At 74.1% G+C, this 24,998-nt stretch carries 28 protein-coding genes; 11 read left to right on the top strand and 17 right to left on the bottom strand.

Annotated elements, in window-relative coordinates:
• Positions 1–41 precede the first annotated feature (41 nt).
• Positions 42–1,565, top strand: a complete 1,524-nt coding sequence (locus AMK11_RS21590) for a carboxylesterase/lipase family protein (RefSeq protein ID WP_073729644.1) — start codon at positions 42–44, stop codon at positions 1,563–1,565.
• Here the strand turns inward: AMK11_RS21590 and AMK11_RS21585 are convergent.
• The gene (locus AMK11_RS21585) at positions 1,549–1,743 is read right to left on the bottom strand and encodes a DUF397 domain-containing protein (RefSeq protein WP_073729643.1); all 195 of its coding nucleotides are present in this window, start codon (positions 1,741–1,743) and stop codon (positions 1,549–1,551) included. The genes AMK11_RS21590 and AMK11_RS21585 overlap by 17 nt on opposite strands.
• Positions 1,727–2,566 (bottom strand): helix-turn-helix domain-containing protein, encoded by an 840-nt coding sequence (locus AMK11_RS21580; protein ID WP_073729642.1) that lies wholly within the window; start codon positions 2,564–2,566, stop codon positions 1,727–1,729. The genes AMK11_RS21585 and AMK11_RS21580 overlap by 17 nt, the downstream gene beginning before the upstream one ends.
• Positions 2,567–2,684: 118 nt before the next feature.
• Between AMK11_RS21580 and AMK11_RS21575 the strand changes: the two genes are divergently transcribed.
• Positions 2,685–3,074 (top strand): hypothetical protein, encoded by a 390-nt coding sequence (locus AMK11_RS21575; RefSeq protein ID WP_073729641.1) that lies wholly within the window; start codon positions 2,685–2,687, stop codon positions 3,072–3,074.
• Here AMK11_RS21575 and AMK11_RS21570 read toward each other — a convergent pair.
• From AMK11_RS21570 to AMK11_RS21550, 5 genes are all read right to left on the bottom strand, one after another.
• A complete protein-coding gene (locus AMK11_RS21570; RefSeq protein WP_073729640.1) occupies positions 3,053–3,655 on the bottom strand; it encodes a TetR/AcrR family transcriptional regulator in 603 nt (200 codons plus the stop codon). The genes AMK11_RS21575 and AMK11_RS21570 overlap by 22 nt on opposite strands.
• A gap of 3 nt (positions 3,656–3,658) precedes the next feature.
• Positions 3,659–4,231: a hypothetical protein gene (locus AMK11_RS21565; protein WP_073729639.1), complete on the bottom strand. Its 573-nt coding sequence runs from the start codon at positions 4,229–4,231 to the stop codon at positions 3,659–3,661.
• Positions 4,179–5,633: a PTS transporter subunit EIIC gene (locus tag AMK11_RS21560; protein WP_073729638.1), complete on the bottom strand. Its 1,455-nt coding sequence runs from the start codon at positions 5,631–5,633 to the stop codon at positions 4,179–4,181. Before AMK11_RS21560 ends, AMK11_RS21565 begins: the two co-directional genes overlap by 53 nt.
• Positions 5,634–5,648: 15 nt before the next feature.
• Positions 5,649–6,584 (bottom strand): N-acetylmuramic acid 6-phosphate etherase, encoded by a 936-nt coding sequence (murQ, locus tag AMK11_RS21555; protein WP_073729819.1) that lies wholly within the window; start codon positions 6,582–6,584, stop codon positions 5,649–5,651.
• A 104-nt stretch (positions 6,585–6,688) separates the two neighbouring features.
• Positions 6,689–7,603 carry a MurR/RpiR family transcriptional regulator gene (locus AMK11_RS21550; protein WP_073729637.1) on the bottom strand — a complete coding sequence of 305 codons (915 nt, stop codon included), beginning with the start codon at positions 7,601–7,603 and terminating at the stop codon, positions 6,689–6,691.
• A 55-nt stretch (positions 7,604–7,658) separates the two neighbouring features.
• Here AMK11_RS21550 and AMK11_RS21545 point away from each other — a divergent pair, with 55 nt between their 5' ends.
• Together AMK11_RS21545 and AMK11_RS21540 are read left to right on the top strand one after the other, a co-directional pair.
• Entirely contained in the window at positions 7,659–8,042 is a 384-nt protein-coding gene (locus AMK11_RS21545; protein ID WP_073729636.1) for a hypothetical protein, read from the top strand.
• A 19-nt stretch (positions 8,043–8,061) separates the two neighbouring features.
• Entirely contained in the window at positions 8,062–8,340 is a 279-nt protein-coding gene (locus AMK11_RS21540; RefSeq protein WP_073729635.1) for a DUF4031 domain-containing protein, read from the top strand.
• Here the strand turns inward: AMK11_RS21540 and AMK11_RS21535 are convergent.
• Both AMK11_RS21535 and AMK11_RS21530 read right to left on the bottom strand, forming a co-directional pair.
• On the bottom strand, positions 8,322–9,392 hold the full coding sequence (locus AMK11_RS21535) for a GNAT family N-acetyltransferase (protein WP_079187590.1): 1,071 nt from the start codon (positions 9,390–9,392) through the stop codon (positions 8,322–8,324). The genes AMK11_RS21540 and AMK11_RS21535 overlap by 19 nt on opposite strands.
• Positions 9,393–9,402: 10 nt before the next feature.
• Entirely contained in the window at positions 9,403–10,068 is a 666-nt protein-coding gene (locus AMK11_RS21530) for an HD domain-containing protein (protein ID WP_073729634.1), read from the bottom strand.
• A gap of 87 nt (positions 10,069–10,155) precedes the next feature.
• Between AMK11_RS21530 and AMK11_RS21525 the strand changes: the two genes are divergently transcribed.
• The 3 genes from AMK11_RS21525 to AMK11_RS21515 all read left to right on the top strand — a co-directional run bounded on the left by AMK11_RS21525 (position 10,156) and on the right by AMK11_RS21515 (position 12,318).
• Complete coding sequence (locus tag AMK11_RS21525) at positions 10,156–10,806, top strand: TetR/AcrR family transcriptional regulator (protein WP_073729633.1); 651 nt, start codon at positions 10,156–10,158, stop codon at positions 10,804–10,806.
• A gap of 33 nt (positions 10,807–10,839) precedes the next feature.
• Positions 10,840–11,532, top strand: a complete 693-nt coding sequence (locus AMK11_RS21520; RefSeq protein WP_073729632.1) for a maleylpyruvate isomerase family mycothiol-dependent enzyme — start codon at positions 10,840–10,842, stop codon at positions 11,530–11,532.
• Positions 11,533–11,628: 96 nt separating this feature from the next.
• On the top strand, positions 11,629–12,318 hold the full coding sequence (locus AMK11_RS21515) for a copper homeostasis protein CutC (RefSeq protein ID WP_073729631.1): 690 nt from the start codon (positions 11,629–11,631) through the stop codon (positions 12,316–12,318).
• A gap of 133 nt (positions 12,319–12,451) precedes the next feature.
• Here AMK11_RS21515 and AMK11_RS21510 read toward each other — a convergent pair whose 3' ends face one another.
• Positions 12,452–14,500, bottom strand: a complete 2,049-nt coding sequence (locus tag AMK11_RS21510) for a HelD family protein (protein ID WP_073729630.1) — start codon at positions 14,498–14,500, stop codon at positions 12,452–12,454.
• A 290-nt stretch (positions 14,501–14,790) separates the two neighbouring features.
• On the opposite strand from AMK11_RS21510, the gene AMK11_RS21505 reads away from it, so the two are divergent.
• Positions 14,791–14,976 (top strand): hypothetical protein, encoded by a 186-nt coding sequence (locus AMK11_RS21505; protein ID WP_007390268.1) that lies wholly within the window; start codon positions 14,791–14,793, stop codon positions 14,974–14,976.
• Positions 14,977–14,991: 15 nt separating this feature from the next.
• Here the strand turns inward: AMK11_RS21505 and AMK11_RS21500 are convergent, their stop codons facing one another.
• From AMK11_RS21500 to AMK11_RS21490, 3 genes are all read right to left on the bottom strand, one after another.
• The gene (locus tag AMK11_RS21500; RefSeq protein WP_073729629.1) at positions 14,992–16,629 is read right to left on the bottom strand and encodes a DNA repair helicase XPB; all 1,638 of its coding nucleotides are present in this window, start codon (positions 16,627–16,629) and stop codon (positions 14,992–14,994) included.
• Positions 16,630–16,705: 76 nt separating this feature from the next.
• A complete protein-coding gene (locus AMK11_RS21495; RefSeq protein WP_073729628.1) occupies positions 16,706–16,918 on the bottom strand; it encodes a hypothetical protein in 213 nt (70 codons plus the stop codon).
• Positions 16,919–17,324: 406 nt separating this feature from the next.
• Positions 17,325–19,901, bottom strand: a complete 2,577-nt coding sequence (locus tag AMK11_RS21490) for a helicase C-terminal domain-containing protein (RefSeq protein WP_073729627.1) — start codon at positions 19,899–19,901, stop codon at positions 17,325–17,327.
• Positions 19,902–20,038: 137 nt separating this feature from the next.
• Here AMK11_RS21490 and AMK11_RS21485 point away from each other — a divergent pair, with 137 nt between their 5' ends.
• A complete protein-coding gene (locus tag AMK11_RS21485) occupies positions 20,039–21,040 on the top strand; it encodes a hypothetical protein (protein WP_073729626.1) in 1,002 nt (333 codons plus the stop codon).
• A gap of 377 nt (positions 21,041–21,417) precedes the next feature.
• On the top strand, positions 21,418–22,074 hold the full coding sequence (locus AMK11_RS21480; RefSeq protein ID WP_073729625.1) for an HAD family hydrolase: 657 nt from the start codon (positions 21,418–21,420) through the stop codon (positions 22,072–22,074).
• Here AMK11_RS21480 and AMK11_RS21475 read toward each other — a convergent pair.
• Positions 22,029–22,301 carry a hypothetical protein gene (locus AMK11_RS21475; protein WP_073729624.1) on the bottom strand — a complete coding sequence of 91 codons (273 nt, stop codon included), beginning with the start codon at positions 22,299–22,301 and terminating at the stop codon, positions 22,029–22,031. The two genes, AMK11_RS21480 and AMK11_RS21475, sit on opposite strands and share 46 nt — an antisense overlap.
• 161 nt (positions 22,302–22,462) lie before the next feature.
• Between AMK11_RS21475 and AMK11_RS38990 the strand changes: the two genes are divergently transcribed.
• Positions 22,463–22,846 (top strand): cold-shock protein, encoded by a 384-nt coding sequence (locus AMK11_RS38990; protein ID WP_073729623.1) that lies wholly within the window; start codon positions 22,463–22,465, stop codon positions 22,844–22,846.
• Between the two features lie 12 nt (positions 22,847–22,858).
• Here AMK11_RS38990 and AMK11_RS21465 read toward each other — a convergent pair whose 3' ends face one another.
• The 3 genes from AMK11_RS21465 to AMK11_RS21455 are packed head-to-tail and all read right to left on the bottom strand — an operon-like array spanning position 22,859 to position 24,928.
• A complete protein-coding gene (locus AMK11_RS21465; RefSeq protein ID WP_073729622.1) occupies positions 22,859–23,731 on the bottom strand; it encodes a 1,4-dihydroxy-6-naphthoate synthase in 873 nt (290 codons plus the stop codon).
• Entirely contained in the window at positions 23,721–24,470 is a 750-nt protein-coding gene (locus AMK11_RS21460) for a futalosine hydrolase (protein ID WP_241847029.1), read from the bottom strand. The genes AMK11_RS21465 and AMK11_RS21460 overlap by 11 nt, the downstream gene beginning before the upstream one ends.
• A complete protein-coding gene (locus AMK11_RS21455) occupies positions 24,440–24,928 on the bottom strand; it encodes a DUF2771 domain-containing protein (protein WP_241847028.1) in 489 nt (162 codons plus the stop codon). Before AMK11_RS21455 ends, AMK11_RS21460 begins: the two co-directional genes overlap by 31 nt.
• Positions 24,929–24,998: the final 70 nt, after the last annotated feature.

Below are 24,998 nucleotides of genomic sequence, written 5' to 3'. Positions count from 1 at the left end.
TAGGGTCCGTGGGATCACCAACTCGAGTGAGGGAGTGATCCATGACGAACCCCGAGGTCCCGGAGCCCGTGGTGCGCACCGCCACCGGCGCGGTGCGCGGCCGAGTGGAGGACGGCCTGACCGTCTTCCGCGGCATCCCGTTCGCCGAGCCGCCCGTGGGCGAGGCCCGGTTCGCCGCCCCGCGACCGGCCCGCCCCTGGGACGGCGTCCGCGAGGCCCACGCCTTCGGCCCGCCGCCCCCGCAGGACACCGGGCTGGCGGGCCCGCCCGCCGCCCTCCCCGAGGGCGACGACTGGCTCACGGTCAACGTCTGGACCCCAGCCCCCGACCCGGCCGCCCGCCGCCCGGTCATGGTGTGGATATACGGCGGCGCCTACCGCCTGGGCCACTCCGGCAGCCCCGGCTACGACGCCCGCCGCATCGCCGAGGACGGCGACCTCGTCGTCGTCACCCTCAACTACCGCGTCGGCATGGAGGGCTTCGCCCGCATCGAGGGCGCCCCCGCCAACCGGGGCCTGCTCGACCAGATGGCCGCGCTGGAGTGGGTACGGGACAACATCACCGCGTTCGGCGGCGACCCCGGCCAGGTCACGATCTTCGGCGAGTCGGCGGGCGCCGGTTCCGTGGCCTCCCTCCTGGCCATGCCCCGCGCCGCCGGGCTCTTCCACCGGGCCATCGCCCAGAGCGTGCCGGGCACCTTCTTCTCCGACGAACTCGCCTGCGACATCGGCACCGTCCTCGCCGCCGAACTCGGCCTGCGTCCCACCGTCGCCGACCTGGCCGCCGTGGACCCGGCCCAGCTGGTCAAGGCGGGCCAGACCCTCACCCCGAGGATGTCCCAGTACCTCGACCGCTGGGGCCAGGCCGCGCCCACCTCCACCCCGTACTCCCCGGTCGTCGACGGCGACGTCCTCCCGGTCACCCCGTGGCAGGCGCTGGCGTCCGGCACGTCCCGTGACGTCGACCTGGTCGTCGGCCACAACCGCGACGAGAACCGCCTGTTCACCGCGATGGCGGGCAAGCTGGGCTCGATCGGTGAGGAGCGCGCGGGCAAGGCGCTGCGGCTGTACGCGCCGGGCGGCGAGGAGGCCTACCGCGCCGCGTACCCCGACTGGTCCGCGAACGACCTCTACGAACGCGTCCAGACCGACTGGCTGTTCGCCATGCCGTCCCTGCACCTGGCCGAGGCCCACCTCGCGGGCGGCGGCCGCTCCCACATCTACGAGCTGACCTGGCCGGCCCCCGGCAACGGCGGCGCCCTCGGCGCGTGCCACGCCCTGGACGTGCCCCTGCTCTTCGGCACCTTCGGGGCCGACCTCGGCCTGCTCCTCTTCGAGGGCGCGCAGCCGTCGGCGGAGGCGCTGGCGCTGTCCTCGCGTTTCCGGTCCTCCTGGACGTCCTTCGCCCGCACCGGCGACCCCGGCTGGCCCGCGTACGACACGGAGCGGCGCCTGGTCCAGGTCCTGGACGCGGAGCCGGCCGTGGCGCCGTACCCGGAGGAGGCGTCACGCCGCCTGTGGGAGGGCTACGAGTTCGCTGCGCTGCCTCTCACGCAGGGTGCGTGAGGCTCCCGACGAACGCCGACCAGGCCTCGGCCCGGAAGAGGAGTTTCGGGCCGAGGGGATTCTTGGAGTCGCGGACGGGGACGAGTGCGGTGTTGCCGAGGGCGGCTTCGAGGCAGTTGTCGCCGCTTCCGCCGCTGTAGCTGGACCTGTGCCAGTCGTACTCAGGGGTGGTCTCCATGGCCGTAATTCTGCGCCAGGTCCTCGATCAAGGACAGGGACTTCCCAGGCGGGAGCGCGGACATCATGAGCAGGTCGTAGTAGACGCGGTAGCGCGCCACGGTGGCAGGGTCGTCGTCGACCCGTCCGGTGCCGACTCCCTCGAGATACACCAAGGGTGGGGAGTCCGCGAAGTCCATCAGTCGGACGCAGCCCTGCATGGCCGGATGTGCTCCCGCGTCGAAAGGCAGCACCTGGACGATGACCCGGTTCTCCTGCATCAGACCGGCGAGGTGGCGCAGGGCGTCCGCCATCACCGTACGGCCACCGGCGGTCCGACGTAGCGCGGCTTCGTCAACGACGGCCCACAACACGGGCGCTGTTGGATCCGTGAGCATGCGTGCCCTTTGCATGCGTGCGTCCACGAGCTCGTCGATCACGTCGTCCGCCGCAGTCGGCTGATAGGCGCGGCAGACTGCCCGTGCGTAATCAGGAGTCTGCAGCAACCCCGGGATCAGCATTGACGCGTACTCTCTGATCGCCGTCGCCGCCCCTTCCGCCTCCGCCGCCTCGGCGAAATGCTCGGGATACTTCGACTTCGCCGACGCCGCGCAGTTCCGCTGGAAGAAGTCCTCCGTCCCGAGGACGTCGTCCAGCATCCGCGCGTACTCCGGCTGCATCCTCCGCGTGCCCGCCTCCAACTGGCCGATGAACGAGCCGCTGACGAACAGCCGCGCGCCCAGCTCCTCCTGGCTCAGCCCCGCTTTCTCGCGGGCGTGACGCAGCTCCGCGCCCAGGAGCGCGCGGGGGGACGACGACGGATCGAGGTCTTTCGGTCCAGGCATGGCAGCGGAACTCCCGGTCGCACAGCAGGGATTGTTGGGGCGCCCTGTATGGCCAGGTTAGAACCGGAACGGACACGCTGTGTGGCGAATCACAAACTCAGCGTGGAGGTGAGGAAGCGTGCGGTCGACCGAAGAAGTCGTCGAGACCTTGCGACAGGCCCTCGTGGGCGCGGGCATCGTGTTGCCGTCCCTGTGCGTCGATCCGGTGACGGGGGCGAGTGAGGAGCCGTTCGCGCTGGTCGAGCTGGGGCGTTGCAACGTGCGGGTCGCGGAGCGCCTGGCGTCGGTGGTGAGGGGTGAGCGGCCGGCGGTCGGTACGCATGCCGTGGACGCGCGGGACGGGCGTGTGGGGGAGGTGGTGGCGCACGACGGGCGTGACGTACGGCTGCGGCCGGTCGGTGGGGGCCGTGAGTGGGACTGTCCGGTCGTGTCGCTGGCGGCCGCGCAGCAGGGTGAGCTGATGCGGGCCCGGCTGCGCAGGACCAATCAGGACAGTGTGCGGGGGTAGAGGCTGTCCGGCGCCACGATGCGCTCGACGGCGGCGGCCACCAACTCGTCCCGTTCCTCCTGGGAGAAGACGTCCGGCAGCGTGAGCTGTTCGACGATCAGCCAGTTCAGGGCGAGGTACAGCAGCTTGACGGCCGTCGCGTCGCCGGGGAGGCCGGACGCCTCGTGGTAAGAGACGTTGGCGGCGACGTCGGCGCGGACGCGTTCGGTGAGGACGGCGCGCAGGCCGGGGCGGCGGGTGGCCTCCAGACGGAGCTCCAGCAGGGCGAGGTAACCGGTGCGGAACGAGGCGATGCGGTCGACGAGTTCGCGCATCAGGGCGACGTAGGTGTCACGGTCGCGGCCCGCCGTGCGCTGGCGGGCGATGGTGGCGTCGTCGGGGTGGAGGCGTTCGTAGACGCGGGCGCCGGCCTGGGTGAGCAGGTCGTCGCGGTTGGCGAAGTAGTTGGACGCGGTGCCGGCCGGGACGGCGGCGGCCGTGTCCACCGCCCGGAAGGTCAGGCCTCGGGCGCCCTCCGCCGCCAGCACTTCGATGGCCGCGTCGACGAGGGCGGCACGGCGCTGGTCGTTCCGTCTCACCATGGCTCAGAGGCCGCCCATCGGCTCGATGTCCACCCGTACCGGCGTCCCCCACACCCGCAGCACCTCGTAGTCCGTGAATTCGTGGACCAGCCGGTACGCCATCGCCGCGCGCGGCGTCCGCAGTTGGGCCGCGATGTACTGCTCGGCCTCGCGGCGGTCGCGGCGCGGGGTGCCGCACAGCTGCCACGTCTGGCCGTTCCACAGCTCGGGCAGCCAGCGCTGCTGCGGCTGCGGCCGGTCGCCCCGGACGCCGTAGCGGGACTGGACCGGCTCGGTGGCGGGCCGGGCGGGGAGCGGGCCGCCGTTGTACTCGGCGCGGCGGGCGGAGCGGCGGCGGGTCTCGCAGAGGAGGCACAGGTCGGGGGCGGCCTTGTCGACCGGGCCGTTCGGGTGCTCGGGGCAGCGGGTGCTGGGGGCCGCCGACTCGACGCTCTCATCCAGCAGGTCGAGTGCCCGCTTCAGGTCCGCGCGGACCTCGTGCAGTTTGGCGTCGGGGGTGTCGGTGCCCAGGGCCTCGCCGTGCTCACCGAGGAGACGCAGGGCGCGGCCCAGGGCGGTCAGCTGGGCGTGGTTCATGTTTCTCAGGGTCGCACACGGGGCGGGCGGCGCCGTCGGGAAGACCGAAGAAGTACGTGGCCAGGAAGCCGACCGCGTACCCGGTGAGCAGCCCGCCGCCGTACACCCCCGCCGTCACCGCCCAGCCGCCGCCGCCCGCGAGGAGCGGGAACAGCGCCCAGCCGGACGGGCCGATCGCCGTCGCCCCCACGTCCGTGCCGAGCATCGCGAACAGGCCGACGAAGGCGCCGCCCGCCGCGCCGCCCACGCAGGCGGTGAGGAAGGGGCGGCCGAGGGGGAGGGAGACGCCGTAGATCAGGGGTTCACCGACGCCGAGGAGACCGGCCGGGAGCGCTGATCTGATCGTCGTACGGAGGGAGGTGTCGTGGCGCAGACGGACGTAGACCGCAGCCGCCGCGCCGACCTGGCCCGCGCCCGCCATGGCCAGGATGGGGAGCAGGACGGTGTGGCCCTGCTGCTCGATGAGGGTCGTGTGGATGGGGATGAGGGCCTGGTGGAGGCCCAGCATCACCAGGGGGAGGAAGAGGCCGCCGAGGATCAGGCCGGCCAGGGCGCCGGTGGTCGTCAGGAGCCAGTTCGCCGCCGTGCCGATGGCCGTGGCGACCTCGCCGGCCGCGTACATGAGGACGTAGAGGGTGACCAGGCCGGAGACCAGGACGGTGAGGGTGGGGGTGAGCAGGACGTCCAGGGTGCCGGGGAGGCGGGCGCGGCACCACTTCTCGACGCGGGTGGCGAGCAGGGCGGCCGCCAGTGCGCCGAGGACGCCGCCCTGGCCGGGGGCGAGGGCCGCCCCGAAGGCGGTCACCTTCGCCACGCCCGGGTAGACGACGACGGCGGCCACCGCGCCGCCCAGCACGGGCGTGCCGCCGAACTCCTTCGCCGTGTTGTGGCCGACGAACACCGCGATCAGCGCCATGAAGGCGGCGGAGAGGGCGGTCAGGGCGGGGGTGAGGCCGGGGAGCCAGCGCAGGTTCGTCAGCAGGCCCGCGAGGCCCGCGACGATGCCGCAGCCGATGAGGGCGGGGATGAGGGGGACGAAGATGTTCGCGACGCGGCGCAGGGCCGTCTTGAGCGGGGTGGCGTTGCGGGCCTTCTGCCGCGCCTTCAGCATGGCGCCGCGCCGGGCGAGGGCGTCCGCCGTGTCGTCCGTCGCCAGTAGGGCCTCGAAGGCCTCCGTCACCCGGCCGACCACTCCCGGGCCCAGCACGACCTGGTACGACTCACCGTCCTCCACCACCCCGAGCACGCCGGGCAGCGCCCGCAGCGCCTCGTCGTCCACCTGGGAGCGGTCGGCCAGGCCCAGGCGCAGGCGGGTCATGCAGTGGGCGACGGAGGTGACGTTGGCGGCGCCGCCGACCAGGGGGAGGAGGGCGACGGCCGTGGAGTGGGGGTCCTTGATCACTCCCCGAGGGTGCGGTCAGCCCTGCGTCGCCGCCAGCGCGGCACGCAGGTGGCCGCCGGAGTCCTCCAGAAGGCGGGCGGCCGTCGGGCCGTCCACATCGGCCAGCAGGGTCAGGATGGCGTGCTTGACCTCGCCGTCGGTCGCGGTGAGAGCCCGCTCGATCTCGTCGTCGGCGGCGCCGGTGGCGAGGGCGACGATGCGGCGGGAGCGGGCGCGCAGCTTCTCGTTGGAGGCGCGGACGTCCACCATCAGGTTCCCGTACGTCTTGCCGAGGCGGATCATCGTGATCGTCGACAGCATGTTGAGGACCAGCTTCTGCGCCGTACCGGCCTTCAGGCGGGTCGAGCCGGTGATCAGCTCGGGCCCGGTGACGACCTCGATGCCGTGCTCGGCGGCGGCGGCCAGGGCGCTGCCGCCGTTGCAGGCCAGCCCGACGGTCAGGGCACCGTGGGCGCGGGCGTGCTCGACGGCGCCGACGGCGTAGGGCGTGCGGCCGGACGCGGAGACGCCGACCACCGAGTCGTCGGCGGTGAGACCGAGGGCGTCGAGGTCGGCTCGGGCCAGCTCGGCGGAGTCCTCGGCGCCCTCGACGGAGGTCACCATGGCCTCCGGGCCGCCCGCGATGAGGCCGACGACCTGCCCTGGGGCGGTGTTGAAGGTGGGCGGGCACTCCGAGGCGTCCAGCACCCCGAGCCGGCCGGCGGTACCGGCGCCCGCGTAGATCAGCCGCCCGCCGCGCGTCATCCGGGCGGCGATGGCGTCCACGGCGGCGGCGATCTCCGGCAGCCGCTCGGCGACGGCGGCGGGGACGGAGGTGTCCTCGCCGTTCATGACGCGGGCGATCTCGAGAGTCGGTGACTGGTCGATCTCGGCCAGCTCGGGCCGGAAGGCCTCAGTGGTCAGCGTCTCCAACTGGGAGCGGAGATCGGGGTGGTGAGGGGTTGCAGTCATGAGGAAGCCGCTCTTTTCCACTTCGGTACCTGTACTTACCTAGGGGCGCGGGGAACTGCGCGACCAGCCACAACGAACCCGCAGTCGCGCACGGCGAACAACCCCTACGGTCTCCCGCGCACCCCATGCCGATGAGCCAACGCCTCGTAAGAAGCCGCCAGCGCAGGCGCCGCCGCCTCATACGTCCGCTGCGCCACCCCCACGAACAGACAGTCCACCACCAGCAACTGACTCGTCCGCGACGACATCGCCGCCGGCCGCAACTCGCTCTCCCGCGACGTCGACGTGGTCAGTACATGGTCGGCGTACTGCGTGACGGGGCTGTCCGGCCGCCCGGTGACGGCGACGGTCGTCGCGCCGCGTTCGAAGGCGGCCCGCAGCGGCTCGATCACGTCCCCGGTCGACCCGGAGTGCGTGATCGCGATGGCGACGTCCCCGGCCCGCAACTGCACCGCGTTGGTGACGGCGAGGTGCGGATCGCCGGGCGCGTGGGCTATCAGCCCTATGCGCAGCAGCTTCTGTGTGAGGTCCTGGGCGACCAGCCCGGACGCGCCGATGCCGTACACGTCGGTGCGGCGGGCGGCCGCGATCGCGGTGACCGCCGCGCCGAGCTGGACGGTGTCCAGTCCGGCCGCCGTGTCGGCGAGGGTCTGCTGCTCGTCGTAGGCGAGCTTGGCCACGACGTCGGCGATCGGGTCGTCGACCGCGATGTCGGTGGTGATGGCGGGCGCGCGGCCGGACTGCTGCTGGGCGGCGAGACCGGCGAGGGCGAGGCGCAGGTCCCGGTAGCCGGGGTAGCCGAGCAGCCGGGCGGTGCGTACGACCGTGGCCTCGCTGGTGCCGGTGAGCTCGGCGAGTCCGGTGACCGTGAGGGCCGCGCAGCCCGCCGGGTCGCCCGCGACGGCCTCGGCGACCCGCTGCATGGAACGGGTCATCGACGGTGCCAGCGTGCGCACCTTGGCCGCCAGTGCGCCGGGAGCGGGAGGAGAGGCGAAAGTTTCCTTCACGTCATCGGTCACTCATGAAAGATATTTTCGTTTCGGTCCGTGGGTCAAGAGTGCGCACAATGGGTGCATGGACCCCATCAGCCCCCTGGAGCAGGCGCTGCACGCCGCGCGCGCCCTGGTGCTCGCCGACCTGGTGGCCGGCCAGGTCGCCGAGCCGGACGTCGTGTCGCTGGTCGAGGAGTCCGTCGTCCAACGCCGTTGGTGGGTCGAGCAGTGGCCCGAGGGCGTCGAGTTCGTGGCCGGGCTGGTCGCGCAGGACGTGCAGGACGCCCTGCTGGAGCGGTACGGACGGTGGCCGCTGTGCCCGGTGTGCGGCTCCGGCGACCCGCACGCGCTGGACGTCGAACCGGAGCTGGGCCCCGACCCGCACTGGGTGTGCGGCAAGGCGGGGGTGAAGGTCGCGGCCGTCGGTTCGCTGGGCGAGGCCGGCGGCGGCCCGCTGCCGTCGTGAGCGCGCCGGGGACGCCACAGTGACCGTCTACATCGATCCGCCGACCTGGCCGGGCCACGGCCGCATGTGGTCGCACCTGGTCAGCGACGTCTCCTACACCGAACTGCACGCGTTCGCCGAGCGGCTGGGTGTGCCGCGCCGCGCCTTCGAACGCGACCACTACGACATCCCCGCCCAGCGGTACGCCGACGCGGTGTCCGCCGGTGCGCTGGAGGTCAGCAGCCGCGAGGTGGTGCGGCTGCTGCACGGGGCGGGACTGCGCCGGCGCAAGGGCGCCGGTCAGCCGCGCAGTTCGTAGGCGTACTGCTCGGTGTCCTCCCCGGTGACCCGGCGGAAACCGGCGCGGGTGATCACGGCCTGCGAGGCGGTGTTGTCCGGCTCGGTCGTCGCGAACACGGACGTCACCTCCTCCCGGGCCAGCGCCCACGCGGCGAGCACACGCAGGGCCTCGGTGGCGTAGCCGTGACCGCGGGCGGACTGGGCGAGGTCGTAGCCGACCTCCACCCGGCCGTCCTCGTCCGGCGCCGCGTGGAAGCCCATGCCGCCGACCGCGCGGCCGTCCTCGCGGCGCACGAGCACGAACACGCCCCACTCCGGCCGGTGCACGCCCGCCTCGTACGCCTTCAGCAGCATCCCGGCGGCGTCCCGGGTGCCCTGGTACGGGCCGCCCTCGACCCACGCGAAGCCGCCGTCTCCGCCCGCGGCCAGGTCGGCGGCCGCGGCGGGGGTGACCCCCTGGAGGGTGAGGCGTTCGGCGTCGATCACCAGGTTGTTGCGCCAGCGCCACTCGGTGACCGCCGGGCGTCCGGGCAGGTCACCGCGGCCGGTGGCCCACAGCAGGGTGCGCCAGGGGTCGGTGCCGGGGCGGACGTGCGGGAAGAGCCGGGTGAGGACGTCCGTGCAGAGCCGGGCGGGCGGCTCGTAGGCGAGGCCCAGGCCCTCGGCGATGTCGTGCGTGTGGAGCAGTACCTCGGTGATCCCCATCGCGGCGAAGCCCTCGCGGTTCGCGCTGCGGAAGGGGTACGGGTGGAAGGCGCGGACCTCGCGCGGGGTGGTGCGGAGGGTGGCGGCGAGCAGGGCGCCGGTCGTCTCGACGACGTGCAGGGCGCCTGCGTTGTCGGTGCCGTCGTCGAGGGTGATCTCGAAGGGGACGTACGCCTGCGCGGCGCGTCCGGCGAGCTGGCCCGCGTAGGCGATGAGGTCCCCCGCGATGTGCTCGGCCGTCTGCCGGCAGTCCCACTCCAGCCGGCCGGCCCGCACCGCCGTCCAGTCCCGGTCCGTCGCCGTACGCAGCAGCGCCACGGCGTCCGCGACGGCCTCTTCCACCTGTTCCCCGCCCAAGGTCAGCATGTGGGGCAGGCTACGGGGCGGTCTCCTCGCCGGGCGACAGCATTTCCAGCTCGCCGGTGAGGTTGTAGCGGGCGGTCGCCTCCCATTCGCGGCGGCCGTGCGGGGTGTGGAAGAGGGTGGGCAGGTCGAGGAGTTGGCGCAGGATCGCGGCGCGGCCCTCGCGGAAGGCGTCGTCCGGGACGAAGTGGTACTCCTGCCGCACGGCCGCCGTGTACGCGGCGTACGCCGACGGCGGTGAGGCGAGGACCGCCAGGTCGGCGTCGCAGAGCACCTGGCCGTCGTGGTCGTCCTCGGCCGGGGCGTGGGTGACGGTGAGGCGGACCAGGCGGGCCACCTCGGCGGTCCTGTCCGCCGGGACGCCGGCCTCGGGCAGGGCGCGCTCGGCGAGGCGGGCCGAGCGTTCCTCGTTGGTGGACCGGTCGGGGAGGTAGACCGCGTCGTGGAACCAGGCGGCGAGGCGCACCACGGCCGGGTCGTCGGCGTACTCCTCCAGTACGTCGATGTGGTCGAGGACCGCCGTGAGGTGCGCGAGCGTGTGGTAGCGCCGCTGCGGCTCCTGCCAGCGGGCGAGCAGGTTGTCGGCGTACGGGTACGGATGGGGGTGGCAGGCACCGTCGCGTGCCGGGAGCAGGGCACGCAGCCAGCGGGCGCGCAGGGCGTCGAGGTCGTCGGCCATGGGCCCATTGTCGCAACGGGGAGGCGAGCGACTGCGGTGATAGCCTCTAACTGAATCTTGACTCTGTACCGGAGAAGGCGGCGGACCATGACGCAGGCGCGCACCGAGACCCCGCGCGAGCGCTACCGCGCCCAGGTGCGTGCGGAGATCAAGGAGCACGCGCGGGAGCAGATCGCCACGGCCGGTGCCTCCGCGCTCTCCCTCAACGCGATCGCCAAGCGGATGGGGATGAGCGGGCCCGCGCTCTACCGGTACTTCGCCGGCCGCGACGAGCTGATCACCGAACTCGTCACGGACGCCTACCGGAGCCTCGCCGACACCTTCCGGGCGTCCGCCGCGTCCGGCGCCGACCTGGCCGGGCTGGCGCACGCCATGCGCGCGTGGGCGCTGGCCGACCCCCAGCGGTACTTCCTGGTCTTCGGCACCCCCGTGCCGGGCTACCACGCGCCCGCCGACGTCACCGGGATCGCCTCCGAGACCATGGCCGTCATCCTCGACGCCTGCGCCACGCTGCCGTACGAGGGTGACGGGACGGCGGCCTTCGACGCGCACCTCGAAGGCCACCGGCAGTGGGCGGACGGGCATCCGGCTCCCCCCGCGGCCCTGCGCCGGGCGCTGTCCTTCTGGACCCGGCTGCACGGCGTGCTGTCCCTGGAGCTGGCCGGTCACTTCACCGGCATGTCCTTCGACCCGGCGCTGCTGTTCGACGCCGAACTGAACGACCTGACGGCACCCTGACCGCGGGACGGTCGCGGCCCCTAACGTGGAGCCATGACGACTCCTGCTGACGTGCACGACGTACGCGACCCCGAGCGGCCCGGACGGCTGCTGGCCATCGAGCGGGACGCACTGGTGCCGCTGATGCGGTCCCGGACGGACGGCGACTTCGCGGTGCCGGTGGCCGCGTGTCCCGGCTGGACCGTGCGGGACGTGCTGGCGCACTGCTCCTCGGCGCTGATGCGGACGGTGGAGAACCGTTTCGAGGCCGGCGTCTTCTCGCCCGAGTCCAACGACCGCGACATCGCCGAACGCGCCGACTGGACCAACGCCCGGGTCCTCGACGAGCTGGAACGCGGCATGACCGAGGCCGGTCCGGTGATCGGCCGCGCGGGCGGCGCCCTGGACCTGCTGGCGCTGGGCGAGTGGGTGCACGCGGGTGACGTACGGGTGGCCCTCGGCGAGCCGGGCGCGTACGCGGGGCCCGGGCTGCCGGAGGCGCTGGCGCTGCTGGGCACGCTCACCCGCGACCGCGGCCACGTGCCGCTGCACGCCGACCTCGACGACGTGGACGAACCGCTGAAGCTGGGCGGCGCGAGCGGTGAGCGGCCGCCGGGGCGGTTCATCGGGGACGCGCCGACGCTGGTGCGGCTGTACGCGGGCCGGGCGGTCGAGGACGGCAACGGCTACGAGCTGGCCGGGGTGGAGGCGGAGGAGCTGAACCTCTTCCGGCGGCTGGACGGCTGAGCGGCGCCGGGTGGCGGCGTCGGGGAGCCCTGGCCTGCCTATGGGGCGTAGTCTTGGATTGGACTAGACCTGTAGCAGGCCGACGAATGGGGTCCCATGAGCAAGCGTGCAGTCCTGGAGGTGATCGCCCTCGACGTCGAGGACGCGGTCGCCGCCCAGGCCGGAGGCGCGGATCGCCTCGAACTGGTCACCGACATGGCGGCCGACGGACTCACCCCGTCGGCCGGGACCGTCGCCGCGATCCGCGCCGCCGTCGACATCGACCTGCGGGTGATGCTGCGACTGGCGGACGGCTTCGCGGCCGGGGACGTCGAGCGGCTGGTGACAGTCGCCGGGCGGATGCGGGAGGCCGGGGCGACGGAGTTCGTGCTCGGGTTCCTCGACGCGGACGGTGACGTCGATCTCGGGGCGGTGGAGCGGGTCGCCGGGGCGCTGGAGGGGTGCCGGTGGACCTTCCACCGCGCGATCGACCGCGCCGCGAACCGGGACGCCCTGCGCAAGCAGCTCGCGGACTTCCCCGGACTGGACACGTACCTGACGGCCGGGGCGGCCGGCGGGGTGGACGACGGGCTGAACGTGCTGCTCGCGGAGGCGCGGCGGCGGGGGGAGCCGGGGTACGAGCAGCAGCTGCTGGTGGGCGGCGGGCTGCGGCTGGAGCACGTGCCGGGTCTGCTGGAGGCGGGGATCGACGGGTTCCACATCGGCGGGGCGGCGCGGCCCTCCGGGTGGGGCGGGCCGGTTTCGGCGGAGGCGGTCGGGGAGTGGCGGCGGGTGCTGGGAGGCTGATCGCGCGTAACCGCGGGCAGTCGTGCCGCCTGGGGCGGCACGGGTGGACGCGGCGGCACCCGGCCAGCGCCGGGCCGCGTCACCCACCCCCCCCCCAGCGCCGGCGCGGTCAGCACTCGTCAGACGCCCGAGGTTACGCTGCCAGCTGTGGTGGCAGGCCCGCCCCGTGGGTCACGATCAGGCCCGACACCGCGCGGGTCAGGCAGACGTACAGCCGCCGCAGCCCCGTCCGCTCGTCCGGTTCGCCGTCGACCACCGCGCGCGGCTCGTCCAGGACCACGTAGTCGTACTCCAGGCCCTTGGCCAGCGAGGCCGGGACCAGGGTCAGGCGGGTGGCGCGGGTGGTCTCCTCGCCGGGGCGGACGAAGCCGATGCCCGCCGACCCGAGGGCCGCCGCCAGCTCCGGCACCCGCGCGTCGGCGGCGATCAGGCCGACCGAGCCCTCCCGCTCCAGCAGCTCGGCGCAGGCTCGCACCACGTTCGCCGTGCCGGCGTCCGTCCCCCGGACGTCGAAGAACCCCGGGTTCTCACGGATCGACGCCACCGGCGTCAGCCCCGGCGCGATGTGCGGCAGCAGCCGGGACGCGTAGGCGATCACGTCCGTCGGCACGCGGAAACCGGCCGTCAGCTCCTCGACCACCGCCCCGTCCTTGCCCAGGTGGGCCAGCGCCTCGGCCCAGCCGCGGGTCGCCCACGGAGTCGTGCCCTGCGCCAGGTCGCCGAGAACGGTCACCGAGCCGGTCGTGCAGCGCCGGCCCACCGCGCGGTACTGCATGGGGGAGAGGTCCTGCGCCTCGTCGAGGACGACGTGCCCGAGGGAGTGGGTGCGCTCGATCAGGTCGGTGGCCTCGTCGATGAGCACGGCGTCGGCGGGCGACCACTTGGCCGACTTCACCGAGCGGGCCGGCTTCACCCACAGCACCGCCTTCTGCTCCTCCTCGGTGAGGACGCCGTCCGCGTGCTCGGCGAGGAAGTCCGCGTCGGTCAGCAGGCGCAGGACGAGCTTGGCGGGGTCGACCTGCGGCCAGACACTCTTCACCACCGCCTTCACGGCGGCGTTGCGCGCCACCGCGTTCTGCACCCGGTCGTCCGGCGCCTCACCCGCCCGTTCCATCTGCACCAGCACGGCGTGCGCGACGCGCTGCGGAAGGGCCTCGCGGGCGGCGCCGTAGCGGATGTCGCGGGCGAGCAGCTCGCGGACGATCTCCTCCAGCTCGTGCGCCGCCACCCGCCAGCGCCGCGAGCCGCGCACCACGACGACGCCCTCGGTGGGCAGGGTGACGTGCGCGTACAGGGCGCGCCGCAGCACCCGCGCCATCCGCGCGTCACCCTTGATCACCGCCGTCGCCGCCTCGTCGCCGCCGCGCACCTCGACGTGCGCCACCAGGTCGTCGACCGTGGCCTGGCGGACCGTCAGCTCGCCCAGCGCCGGGAGGACCTGCTCGATGTAGTGCAGGAAGGAGCGGTTCGGGCCGATGACGAGGGTGCCGGTGCGGGCCAGGCGCTCGCGGTGGGCGTAGAGGAGGTAGGCGACCCGGTGCAGGCCCACGGCGGTCTTGCCGGTGCCGGGGCCGCCCTGCACGCAGACCGACCCGGCCAGCCCGGCGCGCACGATCTCGTCCTGCTCGGGCTGGATGGTCGCCACGATGTCCCGCATCGGACCGACGCGGGGCCGCTCGATCTCCTGCTGGAGCAGCTTGCTGGTGGTCTCGGCCTCGGCCGGGTCCGACAGGTGCTCGTCCTCGTACGCCGTGAGGTCGCCGCCGGTGTAGCCGAAGCGGCGGCGCAGGGCGACGTCCAGCGGGTTCTTCTTCGACGCCTGGTAGAACGCCTGCGAGACCGGCGCCCGCCAGTCGATCACCATCGGGTCGCCGTCCGCGTCGTGCACGTGCCGGCGTCCGACGTAGAAGCGTTCCCCCTCCGCGCCCTCGGCCTGCTCGGCGCCGGGGGAGTGCAGGTAGTCGAGCCGCCCGAAGAACAGCGGGGTCTCGCTCAGGTCGGCCAGCGCTTTGATGCGCTCCTCGATCTGGCTCTCCAGCACGGCGGCGTTGACCCAGTTCGCGGTGACGTCGGTGATGTCGAGGGACTCGACGTCCTCCCTCATCGCCCGCAGGGCGGAGCGTGAGGCGGCGAGGTGGGAGCGCTCTTTGGACAGGGGATCGTCGTGGACGGGCGTGGACAAGGGAGTGCCTCCGGATGACCTGCGGTACGACCTGCGGTGTGGTGGGCGCGGTTCCGCGCGCCGCGGGGCCGGCCGGTTTCCGTCCGGTCGGCGGCGCTCCGTGGGGAGGCGGGCAAGAGCGGAGATTCTAGGGGAGCGGCCGGGACACGGGCCAACGGTTTTCCGACCCCTAGGGGTTCGCGCCTCCCGCTCTCGGGGGACGCGCTCCCTCCACGGTCGTAGCGCGGGGGGCCGGGGATTGGGCCCGCAGACCGATGCCGGTCGGGGGTGGGCAGTCGCACCATGGAGACATGAGTGCAGCAACCATCTCCCCCGCCCCGGCACCGGGCCGCGCGTCCGGTGCCACGCCCGTGGCCGGCAGCCACCGGCACCGGCTCGGCGACGCCGTGCGCGCCGTGCGGGTGTTCGCGGGTGCCGCCTTCGACGTCGTCATCCTCGGCGAGTACGGCGAGGAGGCCGGCGTCCGCCGCCGCTGAGACCGAGTCCGAGCCTCAGCCGAGGATGTCGTCCGCGTCCATGATCCGGTACGCGTAGCCCTGTTCCGCCAGGAAGCGCTGGCGGTGGGCGGCGAAGTCCTGGTCGAGGGTGTCGCGGGCGACGACCGAGTAGAAGTGCGCCTGGTGGCCGTCGGACTTCGGCCGCAGCACCCGGCCCAGGCGCTGCGCCTCCTCCTGCCGCGACCCGAAGGTGCCCGACACCTGGATCGCGACCGTCGCCTCCGGCAGGTCGATCGAGAAGTTCGCGACCTTCGACACGACCAGCACGCTGATCTCGCCCTGCCGGAAGGACTCGAAGAGCTTCTCCCGCTGGGCGTTGGACGTGTCGCCCTTGATGACCGGCGCGCCCAGGTGCTCGCCCAGCTCGTCCAGCTGGTCGATGTACTGGCCGATGACGAGGATCTGCTGCCCGGCGAAACGCCGCACGATCGCCTCCGTCACCTTCCGCTTGGTGTCGGTCGTCGCGCAGAACCGGTACTTCTCCTCCGCCTCGGCGGTGGCGTACGCGAGCCGCTCGGAGTCGGTGAGGTTGACCCGGACCTCCACGCAGTCGGCGGGCGCGATGTAGCCCTGCGCCTCGATCTCCTTCCACGGCGCGTCGAAGCGCTTGGGCCCGATGAGGGAGAACACGTCCGACTCGCGGCCGTCCTCCCGGACGAGGGTCGCGGTCAGGCCGAGGCGGCGGCGGGCCTGGAGGTCCGCGGTGAACTTGAAGACCGGCGCCGGCAGCAGATGCACCTCGTCGTAGACGATCAGCCCCCAGTCCCGGGAGTCGAACAGCTCCAGGTGCGGGTAGACGCCCTTCCGCCGCGTCGTCAGCACCTGGTACGTGGCGATGGTGACCGGACGGATCTCCTTCCGGGTCCCGCTGTACTCGCCGATCTCGTCCTCGGTCAGCGAGGTGCGCTTGACCAGCTCGTGCTTCCACTGCCGGGCGGAGACCGTGTTGGTGACCAGGATCAGCGTCGTCGACTTCGCCTGCGCCATCGAACCGGCGCCGACCAGCGTCTTGCCCGCGCCGCAGGGGAGCACGACGACACCGCTGCCGCCGTGCCAGAAGTTCTCCACCGCCTGCTTCTGGTACGGGCGCAGCGCCCAGCCGTCCTCCGCCAGCTCGATCGGGTGCGCCTCGCCGTCGACGTACCCGGCGAGGTCCTCGGCGGGCCAGCCGAGCTTCAGCAGCGTCTGCTTGATCTGGCCGCGCTCGGAGGGGTGCACGGCCACCGTGTCGGGGTCGATGCGGGCGCCGACCAGCGGCGCGATCCGCTTCGACTTCAGGACCTCCTCCAGCACCGGCCGGTCGGTGGTCGTCAGGACCAGACCGTGCGCCGGATGCTTGGAGAGGGTGAGGCGGCCGTAGCGGTCCATCGTCTCGGCGATGTCGACGAGCAGCGCGTGCGGCACCGGGTAGCGGCTGTACTCGACGAGCGCGTCGACGACCTGCTCGGCGTCGTGGCCCGCCGCCCGCGCGTTCCACAGGCCCAGCGGGGTCACCCGGTAGGTGTGGATGTGCTCCGGCGCCCGCTCCAGTTCGGCGAAGGGCGCGATGGCCCGACGGCAGTCGGCGGCCTGCTCGTGGTCGACCTCGAGGAGCAGGGTCTTGTCGGACTGGACGATCAGCGGACCATTCACGGGCGGCACCCTTTCGCGTGCGTACGGCCGACGGCGGCTCGGCCAACAGTCCAGTGTGCCTGATCGTCCCGGCGGGCTACCGCAGAGAGATGTTGTTGATCAGCGGACCCTCGGCCGTGACCCCCTCCGTGACCAGGGACTCCACAGTGGTGGCCGGCAGCGGCAGGGGCAGGGCGGCGGCCTTGGGGGCGAGGGCGCCGAACAGCGCGGCGGCGGTGATCAGGGCGGCGACGGAGACGGCCACGGCGGAACGGGCGGCGCGGTCCGGATCGGGGAGCTTGGAACGCATGACGTGCCTTTCGGGATACGGGGAGGCAGGGAGGGGGAGCGGCGCGGGCCGGGCCCAGGGGGGCTGGGACCCGGCCCGCCGTCAGGGGGCGTGAACGAGGACTTCAGCGAGCGGTCAGAGGGTCACGCCTCCACCGAGGTCGATGCCGACCGCGGCGGCCTCGGCGGCGAACGCCGCGATCATCGCGGCGGTGGAGGTCAGGACGGTGGCGACTCGACGAACGGCACGCATCGGATGGTTCCTTCCGGTTCGGTGTTCAGGACACCCGGTGGCTGCCCGACCGCCGAAAAATCGATGCGGATTATGAAAAAAGCTCCCTCTCAGGTGCTAATCACCCGGCGTGGCGTGCATGATCCGGCCCGTACCCCCGAAAGAGGGGCGCGTACGAGGGCGCCGGAGGGGCGCGTCAGGGCGCGTCGTCGGCCAGCTCGGCCACGCCCGTGATCCGGTGCAGCGGGTACGTGCGCACCTCGTCCGCCGTGTGGTCGTACGCCGTCACGAAGCCGCCCTCCACCCGGATCGGCGCGATGACGCGCTGGCTGGCGGCGCCCTCCGCGTTCACGTAGCCGATCCACAGCGCCTCGCCGGTCAGCGCCGCCGCCTGCACGGTGGCGAGGGTCTCGGCGGCGCTCGTGCGGGGCAGCTCGCCGTCCGCCGCCGGGCCGCCGCCCGTACCCTCCCCGGCGCCCGGCTTGCGCGGCGTCGTGGAGGCGAGGTCGCCGGCCCGGATGGCACGGACCGCGGCCGACAGGAGGGTGTCGTCGGGCACCGGCGGACCGTCCGGGACCGGCTGGGGCGCCGCACGAGGCGGGGTGCGGTGGGCGTCGGCGCGGGCGATCAGCACGTCACCGGCGGCGGACTCCGCGGCCGGCGCGAACCCCATCGCGCGCAGCCCCTCCAGCAGCGCCGCCGGGTCGGCCTGCGCGGCCAGGACGGTCGGCGCGAGGCGGCGCAGGCCGAGGCCGGCGGCCCGCTTGTCGGCCAGGATCTCGTCCAGCGTCGCGTCGTCGTCGCAGCGCACGTACGCCGAGGCCGCGCCCACCCGCAGCCGCCCGTGCCGCCGGGCCACGTCGTCGATCAGGTACGTCAGCGGCTGCGGAACCGGCGTACGGGAATGCCGGGCCAGGAAGGCGTGCAGGTCGGCGGCGCTCTGCCCGGCGTCCAGCGCGCGCCGCACCGAACCCGGCGTGAACCGGTAGACGGTCGCCCCGCCCTTCGACTCCACGTCCGCGAGCACCCCCAGCACGTCGGCCAGCTCCCGCTCCAGCGGCCCCGGCGCCACCGCCGTCAGGTCGGCCTGGAGCAGCACGTGGTCCAGCGGCTCGGGGAAGAGCGGCGCGAGCAGCCGGGCGGCGGCCGCGGTGGCGACGGCCTGTTCGGCGGGGGTCGCGGGGGCGGGTGCGGGGGGCGTGCGGTGGTGGTGGACGGGAAGCTTGTCGCCGGGGCCCGCGGGTTCCGGTTGGTGCTCCGCCGCCGGACGGACCGGCTCCGGCGCCCCGATCAGCGCCCGGCCGGGCGCCGCGAGCGCACCGCGCCCGGTGATGCCCAGCAGCTCGGCCTCGGACAGCGTCCACCGCGCGAGCCGGCTGCGCAGGTCGTCGTCCCGCTGCTCCCGCTGCTGCGGTCCGCGCAGGGGGCGCTCCCAGCGCAGCCGGCCCAGCACCGACTCCCCATCGGGCGAGGCGCCCTCGGGCAGCCCCGCCAGCAGGGCCAGCACCCGGCGCCGTACCTCCGGCGCCGCCGAGCGGTCCAGGTTCGGGCCGAGCGCCGAGAGCGTACGGTCCTTCGCGTCCCGTCCGCCGACCACGCCCGGCGTCCGGGTCGCCGTCAGCCACGACTCGGCCAGCAGCGCCCACCGCTCGGCCGGCGGCAGCTCGCGCCACTCGTCGTACGCCGGAGTCGCCGCGTACCGCTCGTCGGCCTCCCCGTCGGAGGCGATCAGCCCGGCCGCGTAGGCCAGTTCGACCCAGAAGGCGGCGACCGGCTCGGGCACGTCCAGGGCGACGGCCGTCCGCTTCAGGTCGCGCACGCTCAGCCCGCCGGCCCGCAGCACCGCCGGGCCGCCCTCGTCCCACTCCTTCAGCAGCTCGTCGACGGTCGCCAGCGCGGCCAGCGCCTGCCCGGCCGCGGTGGCGTCCACAACCTGTGGACGGTGCGTGGCCGCGGCCTCCACCGGCGGCGGCAGCGGCTCCGTCGTCCGGTGCGCCCGGCCCGCGCGCAGGTGCAGGGCGACCTCGCGGGGCAGCACGACCGTGCCGGGCGCGGTCGGCAGCAGCAGGCCCCGGTCCAGCAGTGCCCGCAGGTGGGCCGCCGGATCGTGGGTGACCTGCCCGTACGGCGGGCCCCACATCAGCCGCTCCAGCACCTCGCGGGACTCCCCGGGCAGGGCGGCCAGCAGCGCCGCCATCCGCTTCCGGTCGCCGAACAGCTCGCCGAGCGCGGACACGGCGGAGACGGAGTCGTGGGTCGACGCGAGACCGACGGCGGTGAGGATCTCCTGCATCCGCCCCGGCGACATCCCCGCCGTCGCCTCCCGCACGGTCGGCCCGAGGCCCGTCGGGGACGGGTGCTGCGGGGACGGCGTGAGCAGCTCGCGGGCGGTGCGCACCAGCCGCAGCCGGTCGTCGGCGCCCCACACCAGCGCCTGCTCGCGCAGCAGCGCCACGGTGCGGGGCAGGGCGGCGGCGACGGCCGGGTCGCCCTCGTCACCGGCCATGAGCCGCAGCAGCTCCTCGTACGGCGCCGGGTCCGCCGCCACGGCCAGCGCCTCCGCCGCCTGCAGCGCGAACCGGTCCAGCCGCTCCAGGGCGCGTACGACCGAGGCGCGGGTGCCGGCGCGGGTGGCGAGCTGCGTGAGGTCCGTGGGGACGGGGGTGACGAGGTCGGGACGGCTGCGCAGGAGGGCGGCCAGCGAGACGTCGTCCCTGACGCGGAGCGCCTCCGCGAGGGACCGGGGGGCCGCGGACTTCTCCTCGGTGCTCATCCGGCCCACGGTAGCGGGTGGGTACGACGGTGGGGCGGTGCGTGCGCCGGTGACGTGCGCGGTGGTGTCCGCCGAGCGCGGGAGGATTCGGTACCTTCGTCCGACGGGTACCACAACACACCGCCCCGGAGGCGTTCGTGGGCATCGAGAGCGACCAGGTCGTCTTCGAGTATCTGAGCCGCGTCGGCGACGTGGCCCAGCAGCGGCAGCTGCCGTCGGCCACCCGCATGCGGCTGGTGTCCGAACTGCGGGGCGAGATCGACAAGAGCCGGGCGAAGGCCGTCGTGGACAGTCCCGCCGCCGTCCGCCGCATCCTGGACCGGCTCGGCAGCCCCGACGACGTCGTGGAGGCGGCGGGCGGCACGAGCGGTGCCCCGCGGCCGCCGGTGCCGCCACCGGCCGCCGTGCCCGAACAGCCGGACGGCGGGCCGCGCGAGAAGGAGAAGCGCAGGGGCGGCCTGCGCCGCGCCGTCCCGCGCCCCACCGCGCCCGACGCCTCCCCGGCGCCGGCCGCCTCCCCGCCGCACCTGGCGGGCGCCCACGAGCTGGGCGACGGCGCGGCGCGGCGCGACTGGTGGCGGGTGGACAGCGGCCCGTACGGGGACATCGGCGACCAGGTGCCCGGGTTCGTCGGCGGGGTGGAGATCCCGGACCTGCTCAAGCCCCCGCCGCGGGAACGGGACGAGGCCGAGCGGAAGGAACGGGAGCAGCGGGCGGCCGCCGAGAAGGCCGAAGCGGCCGGGGCCGTGGAGGAGGCGGCGTCCCGTCGCCGCAGCCTCCCCCGCCTGTGGCCCGAGGGCGGCTGGAACAACCCCCTGCTGCTCCTGGCCGCCGCCCTGCTGATCGCCGGCGCCGTCCTGGGCAGCCTGGTCCCGCTCGGCCTGGGCTGGCTGATCGCCTACCTCTCCCGGCGCCTCACCCCCGCCCAGTCGAAGTGGGCGGTACTGGGCCTGCCAGGCACGGTCGCCGCCGCCGGGGTCGTCTGGCTCTGGGGCCGCACGGAGGGCCGCTGGGGCGACCCCATCGCCGAGGGCCACATGAACGACGCGGTCACCGAGACCTGGCCCTGGGTCCTGCGCACCGCGGCCGTGGCCACGGCCCTGTACCTCCTGTGGCGGGCCCGCCGCCCACGGGCCTGACCAGGGCTCCGACCCGGCCCCGGACCCGGCCCTCGGCTCCGGCCCCGGCCCTCGGCTCCGGCCCCGGCCCTCGGCTCCGGCCCCGGCCCTCGGCTCCGGACCCGGACCCGGTCCTGGCCCCGGCTCCTGCCAGGGCCCGGCCCTTCCCCAGGACCGGCCCCTGCCCCGGCCCAAGCCCGTGCCCAAGACCTGGCTGCGGATCCCGCCCTGGGTCTGGCGCCTGCCCCGGCCCCGGCCTTGGGCCCCGGCCCCGGCCCCGGCCTTGGGCCCCGGCCCCGGCCCCGGCCCTGGGCCCCGGCCCCGGCCCCGGCCTTGGGCCCCGGCCCCTGACCCCGCCCCGACTCCAGTCCCACCACCCTCCCGGCACAATGGACCCCATGGCCTCCACCACCCGCCCCGCGCCCACCGTCGGTTTCGATCTCGACATGACGCTGATCGACTCGCGCCCCGGCATCCGCGCCTGCTACGTGGCGCTGACCGAGCGGACCGGGACGTACGTCGACGCCGATCTGGCCGTCACGCGGCTCGGGCCGCCGCTGGTGGAGGAGCTGGCGCACTGGTTCCCGGCCGAGGAGATCGACGCCGTCGCCGACCTGTACCGGGAGATGTACCCGACGTACGCCGTCGCCGCCACGCCCGCGCTGCCCGGCGCCCGCGAGGCCATAGCCGCCGTGCGCGAGGCCGGCGGGCGGGCGCTCGTCGTCACCGCCAAGTACGAGCCGAACGCCAAGCTGCACCTGGCGCACCTCGGCATCGAGCCGGACGCCGTGATCGGCGACCTGTGGGCGGAGCAGAAGGCCGTGGCCCTGCGCGAGCACGCCGCGGACGTGTACGTCGGCGACCACCTCGGCGACGTCCGCGGTGCCCGCGCCGCCGGTGCCCGCTCCGTGGCGGTGGCCAGCGGCCCGTGCAGTGCCGAGGAGCTGCGGGAGGCCGGCGCCGACGTGGTCCTCGGCGACCTGACCGAGTTCCCGGACTGGCTCGCGGACTACTGCGGCGCCGGCTCCGGTGGGGTGGCCGCCGCGCGGGCCTGACGCCGGCCCGCCGCGATCGACTGGAAGACGCCCGCCCCGGCGATGAGGAAGCCGACCCCCATCAGCATGCTCAGCACGAACATGTAGGTGGGGAACGGCGTCGTGCCCAGCAGCAGCGGGGCCACCGTGACCAGAGTGGCCACGGTGCCGATGAGGAAGACGATCGCACCGGCGCGGATCAGCCGGTCACCGGGCGCGGCGGAATTCGTTCGGGTTTTGTCACGCACCCGACCAGGGTAGTTCCCAGCCCTGAGGAACAGCCGGGGGACGTCTTGTCACCGGCGCCGTGACCATTAGCCTGGACACCGGCGGGTCGGACGACCCGCCCAAGTGCTATCAAGAGCCGTTTCCGAGCAGTTTTCCGACGAGTACGAGGACGAGGACAGACGTGCCTACCGGCAAGGTCAAGTGGTTCAACAGCGAGAAGGGCTTCGGCTTCCTCTCCCGCGACGACGGCGGTGACGTCTTCGTGCATTCCTCGGTCCTCCCCGCCGGAGTCGAGGCACTGAAGCCGGGGCAGCGAGTGGAGTTCGGCGTGGTCGCCGGGCAGCGCGGCGACCAGGCGCTCTCCCTCACCCTGCTGGACCCGGCCCCGTCGGTCGCGGCCGCCCAGCGCAAGAAGCCCGACGAGCTGGCGTCGATCGTCCAGGACCTGACGACGCTCCTGGAGAACATCACCCCGATGCTGGAGCGCGGCCGCTACCCCGACAAGACCGCCGGCAAGAAGATCGCCGGACTGCTGCGCGCGGTCGCCGACCAGCTGGACGTCTGACCCGCCACGCCGCTACGGGAACGCCAGCGCGTCCGGGCCGAGGGCCGGTACCAGTCCCTCGGCCGCCGCGCGGGTCAGCAGGCCCCGGACGGCCGCGTAGCCGTCTTCGCCGAGGTCGGCCGTGAACTCGTTGACGTACAGCCCGATGTGCTGGTCGGCGACGGCCGGGTCCATCTCCTGCGCGTGCTCCATCACGTACGGCCGGGACGCCTCCGGGTCGTCCCAGGCCGCGCGGACCGAGGCGCGCACGGAGTCGGCCAGCCGGGTCAGCGCCGCCTCGCCCAGCGACCGCTTGGCGATGATCGCGCCGAGCGGGATCGGCAGTCCGGTGGTGTGCTCCCAGTGCTCGCCCATGTCGGCGAGCTTGTGCAGCCCGTAGTTCCGGTACGTGAAGCGGGCCTCGTGGATCACGAGTCCCGCGTCGACCTTCCCGTCCCGCACGGCCGGCATGATCTCGTGGAACGGCATGACCACGATCTCGCCGACCCCGCCGGGCACCGTGTCGGCCGCCCACAGGCGGAAGAGCAGGTAGGCGGTGGAGGTCTCGCTCGGCACGGCGACCGTGCGGCCCCTCAGGTCCGCGTCCGCCTCCCGGGTCAGCACCAGCGGCCCGCAGCCCCGGCCCAGCGCGCCGCCGCAGGGCAGCAGGGCGTACTCGCCGAGGACGTACGGCAGTACGGCGTACGACACCTTCAGCACGTCCGACTCGCCGCGCTCGGCCATGCCGTTGGTGATGTCGATGTCCGCGAAGGTCACGTCGAGGGCGGGGGCGCCCGGGACGCGGCCGTGGGCGAGGGCGTCGAAGACGAAGGTGTCGTTCGGGCAGGGGGAGTACGCGATCCGCAGGGTCTCGGTCGGCTCGGTGGGCACGGTCTCAGTCGTCATGTGGGGTCCAACTCGAAAGGACGGGGGCGAGCTTCCCGAAGGCGTCCGTCAGGGCCGCCAGCGCGTCGCCGATGCGCCAGGCGGCGCGGTCGCGCGGGCCGACCGGGTTGGACACCGCGCGCAGCTCCAGCACGGGCACCCCGTGTGCGGCGGCGGCCTCGGCGACGCCGAATCCCTCCATCCCCTCGGCCAGGGCGCGCGGGTGGCGGTCGCGCAGCAGCGCGGCGCGTCCGGCGGTGCCGGTGACGGTGGACCCCGTCAGGACGGTGCCGGGGAGGGCGCCGGTCGCGGTGGTGACGGCGGCGACGAGGCCGGCGGGCGGGAAGTGGGTGACGGTGCCGAAGCCGAGTTCGGTCACCGGCAGAAAGCCGTCGGCGGTCTCGGCGCCCAGGTCGGCGGCGGTGATCTCGTCGGCGACGACGAGGGAGCCGACGGGCGCGTGAGGTGCGAAGCCGCCGCCGATGCCGGCCGAGACGACCAGGGCGTAGGGGTCGCCGTCGAGGGCCGCGGCGGTCAGCGCGGCGGCGGTGGAGGCGGCGGCGAGGGCGGGGCCGACGCCGGCCGCGAGGAGGTCCGGGCCGTGCGGCGGCCGGTGGACGGTGATGCCGGGGCCGGGCAGCTGAACGCAGGCCCCTGGGAACGCCTGAGCCACCGCGTCCCGTTCGACGGGGACCGCGGTGGCCACGAGGACGCGTACGGAGGACGTGGTCAGTCGTCCTTCTTCAGGCGGAAGGACCACAGACCGGTGGCCTCCTCGCTGTCGTCCTTGCCGTCGCCGGCCTTGATGGTGACGAGCGTGGAGTCGCCCTGGGCGCCGTACTGGGCGTTGAAGAACACGCTGCCCGGCACGGTGCGGTAGGTGTTGTCCGTGTCGTCGGTGAGCTGCTGACCGTTCATCAGGATCGTCCAGCGCTGGTCCGCGATCTCCGGGTCCACGCCGAAGCGCACGGTGTCGTCGGGGTTGACCGTGATGGACTCGACGTCGTCGTTCTCCAGGCACTTCTGGATCTCGGCCATCTCCAGGGCCTTGCCCTCGCCGCCACAGGTGGCCTCGGAGCTGACCGAGTCACTGCCGACCGTGACCGTGGCCATGGGCGTCGGCTGGTCGCAGGCGGACAGCAGGAGCAGTCCGGCGGATACGGCGCCGGCGGCGGCGACGGCGCGGCGGCGTCGCACAGCGGATTGCAACGTGGTCATGGGCGAAGGCTATACGGCGCTTCCGGCCCGCTCCCCACCTGGGTACGGCGTGGCGTGATCACGCCACCCC

The organism is Streptomyces sp. CB02414, assembly GCF_001905385.1.
In the GTDB taxonomy this organism is placed as follows: domain Bacteria; phylum Actinomycetota; class Actinomycetes; order Streptomycetales; family Streptomycetaceae; genus Streptomyces.
The sequence above is the reverse complement of the archived record's forward strand: the minus strand, read 5'-3'. Positions and strand labels throughout refer to the sequence as shown.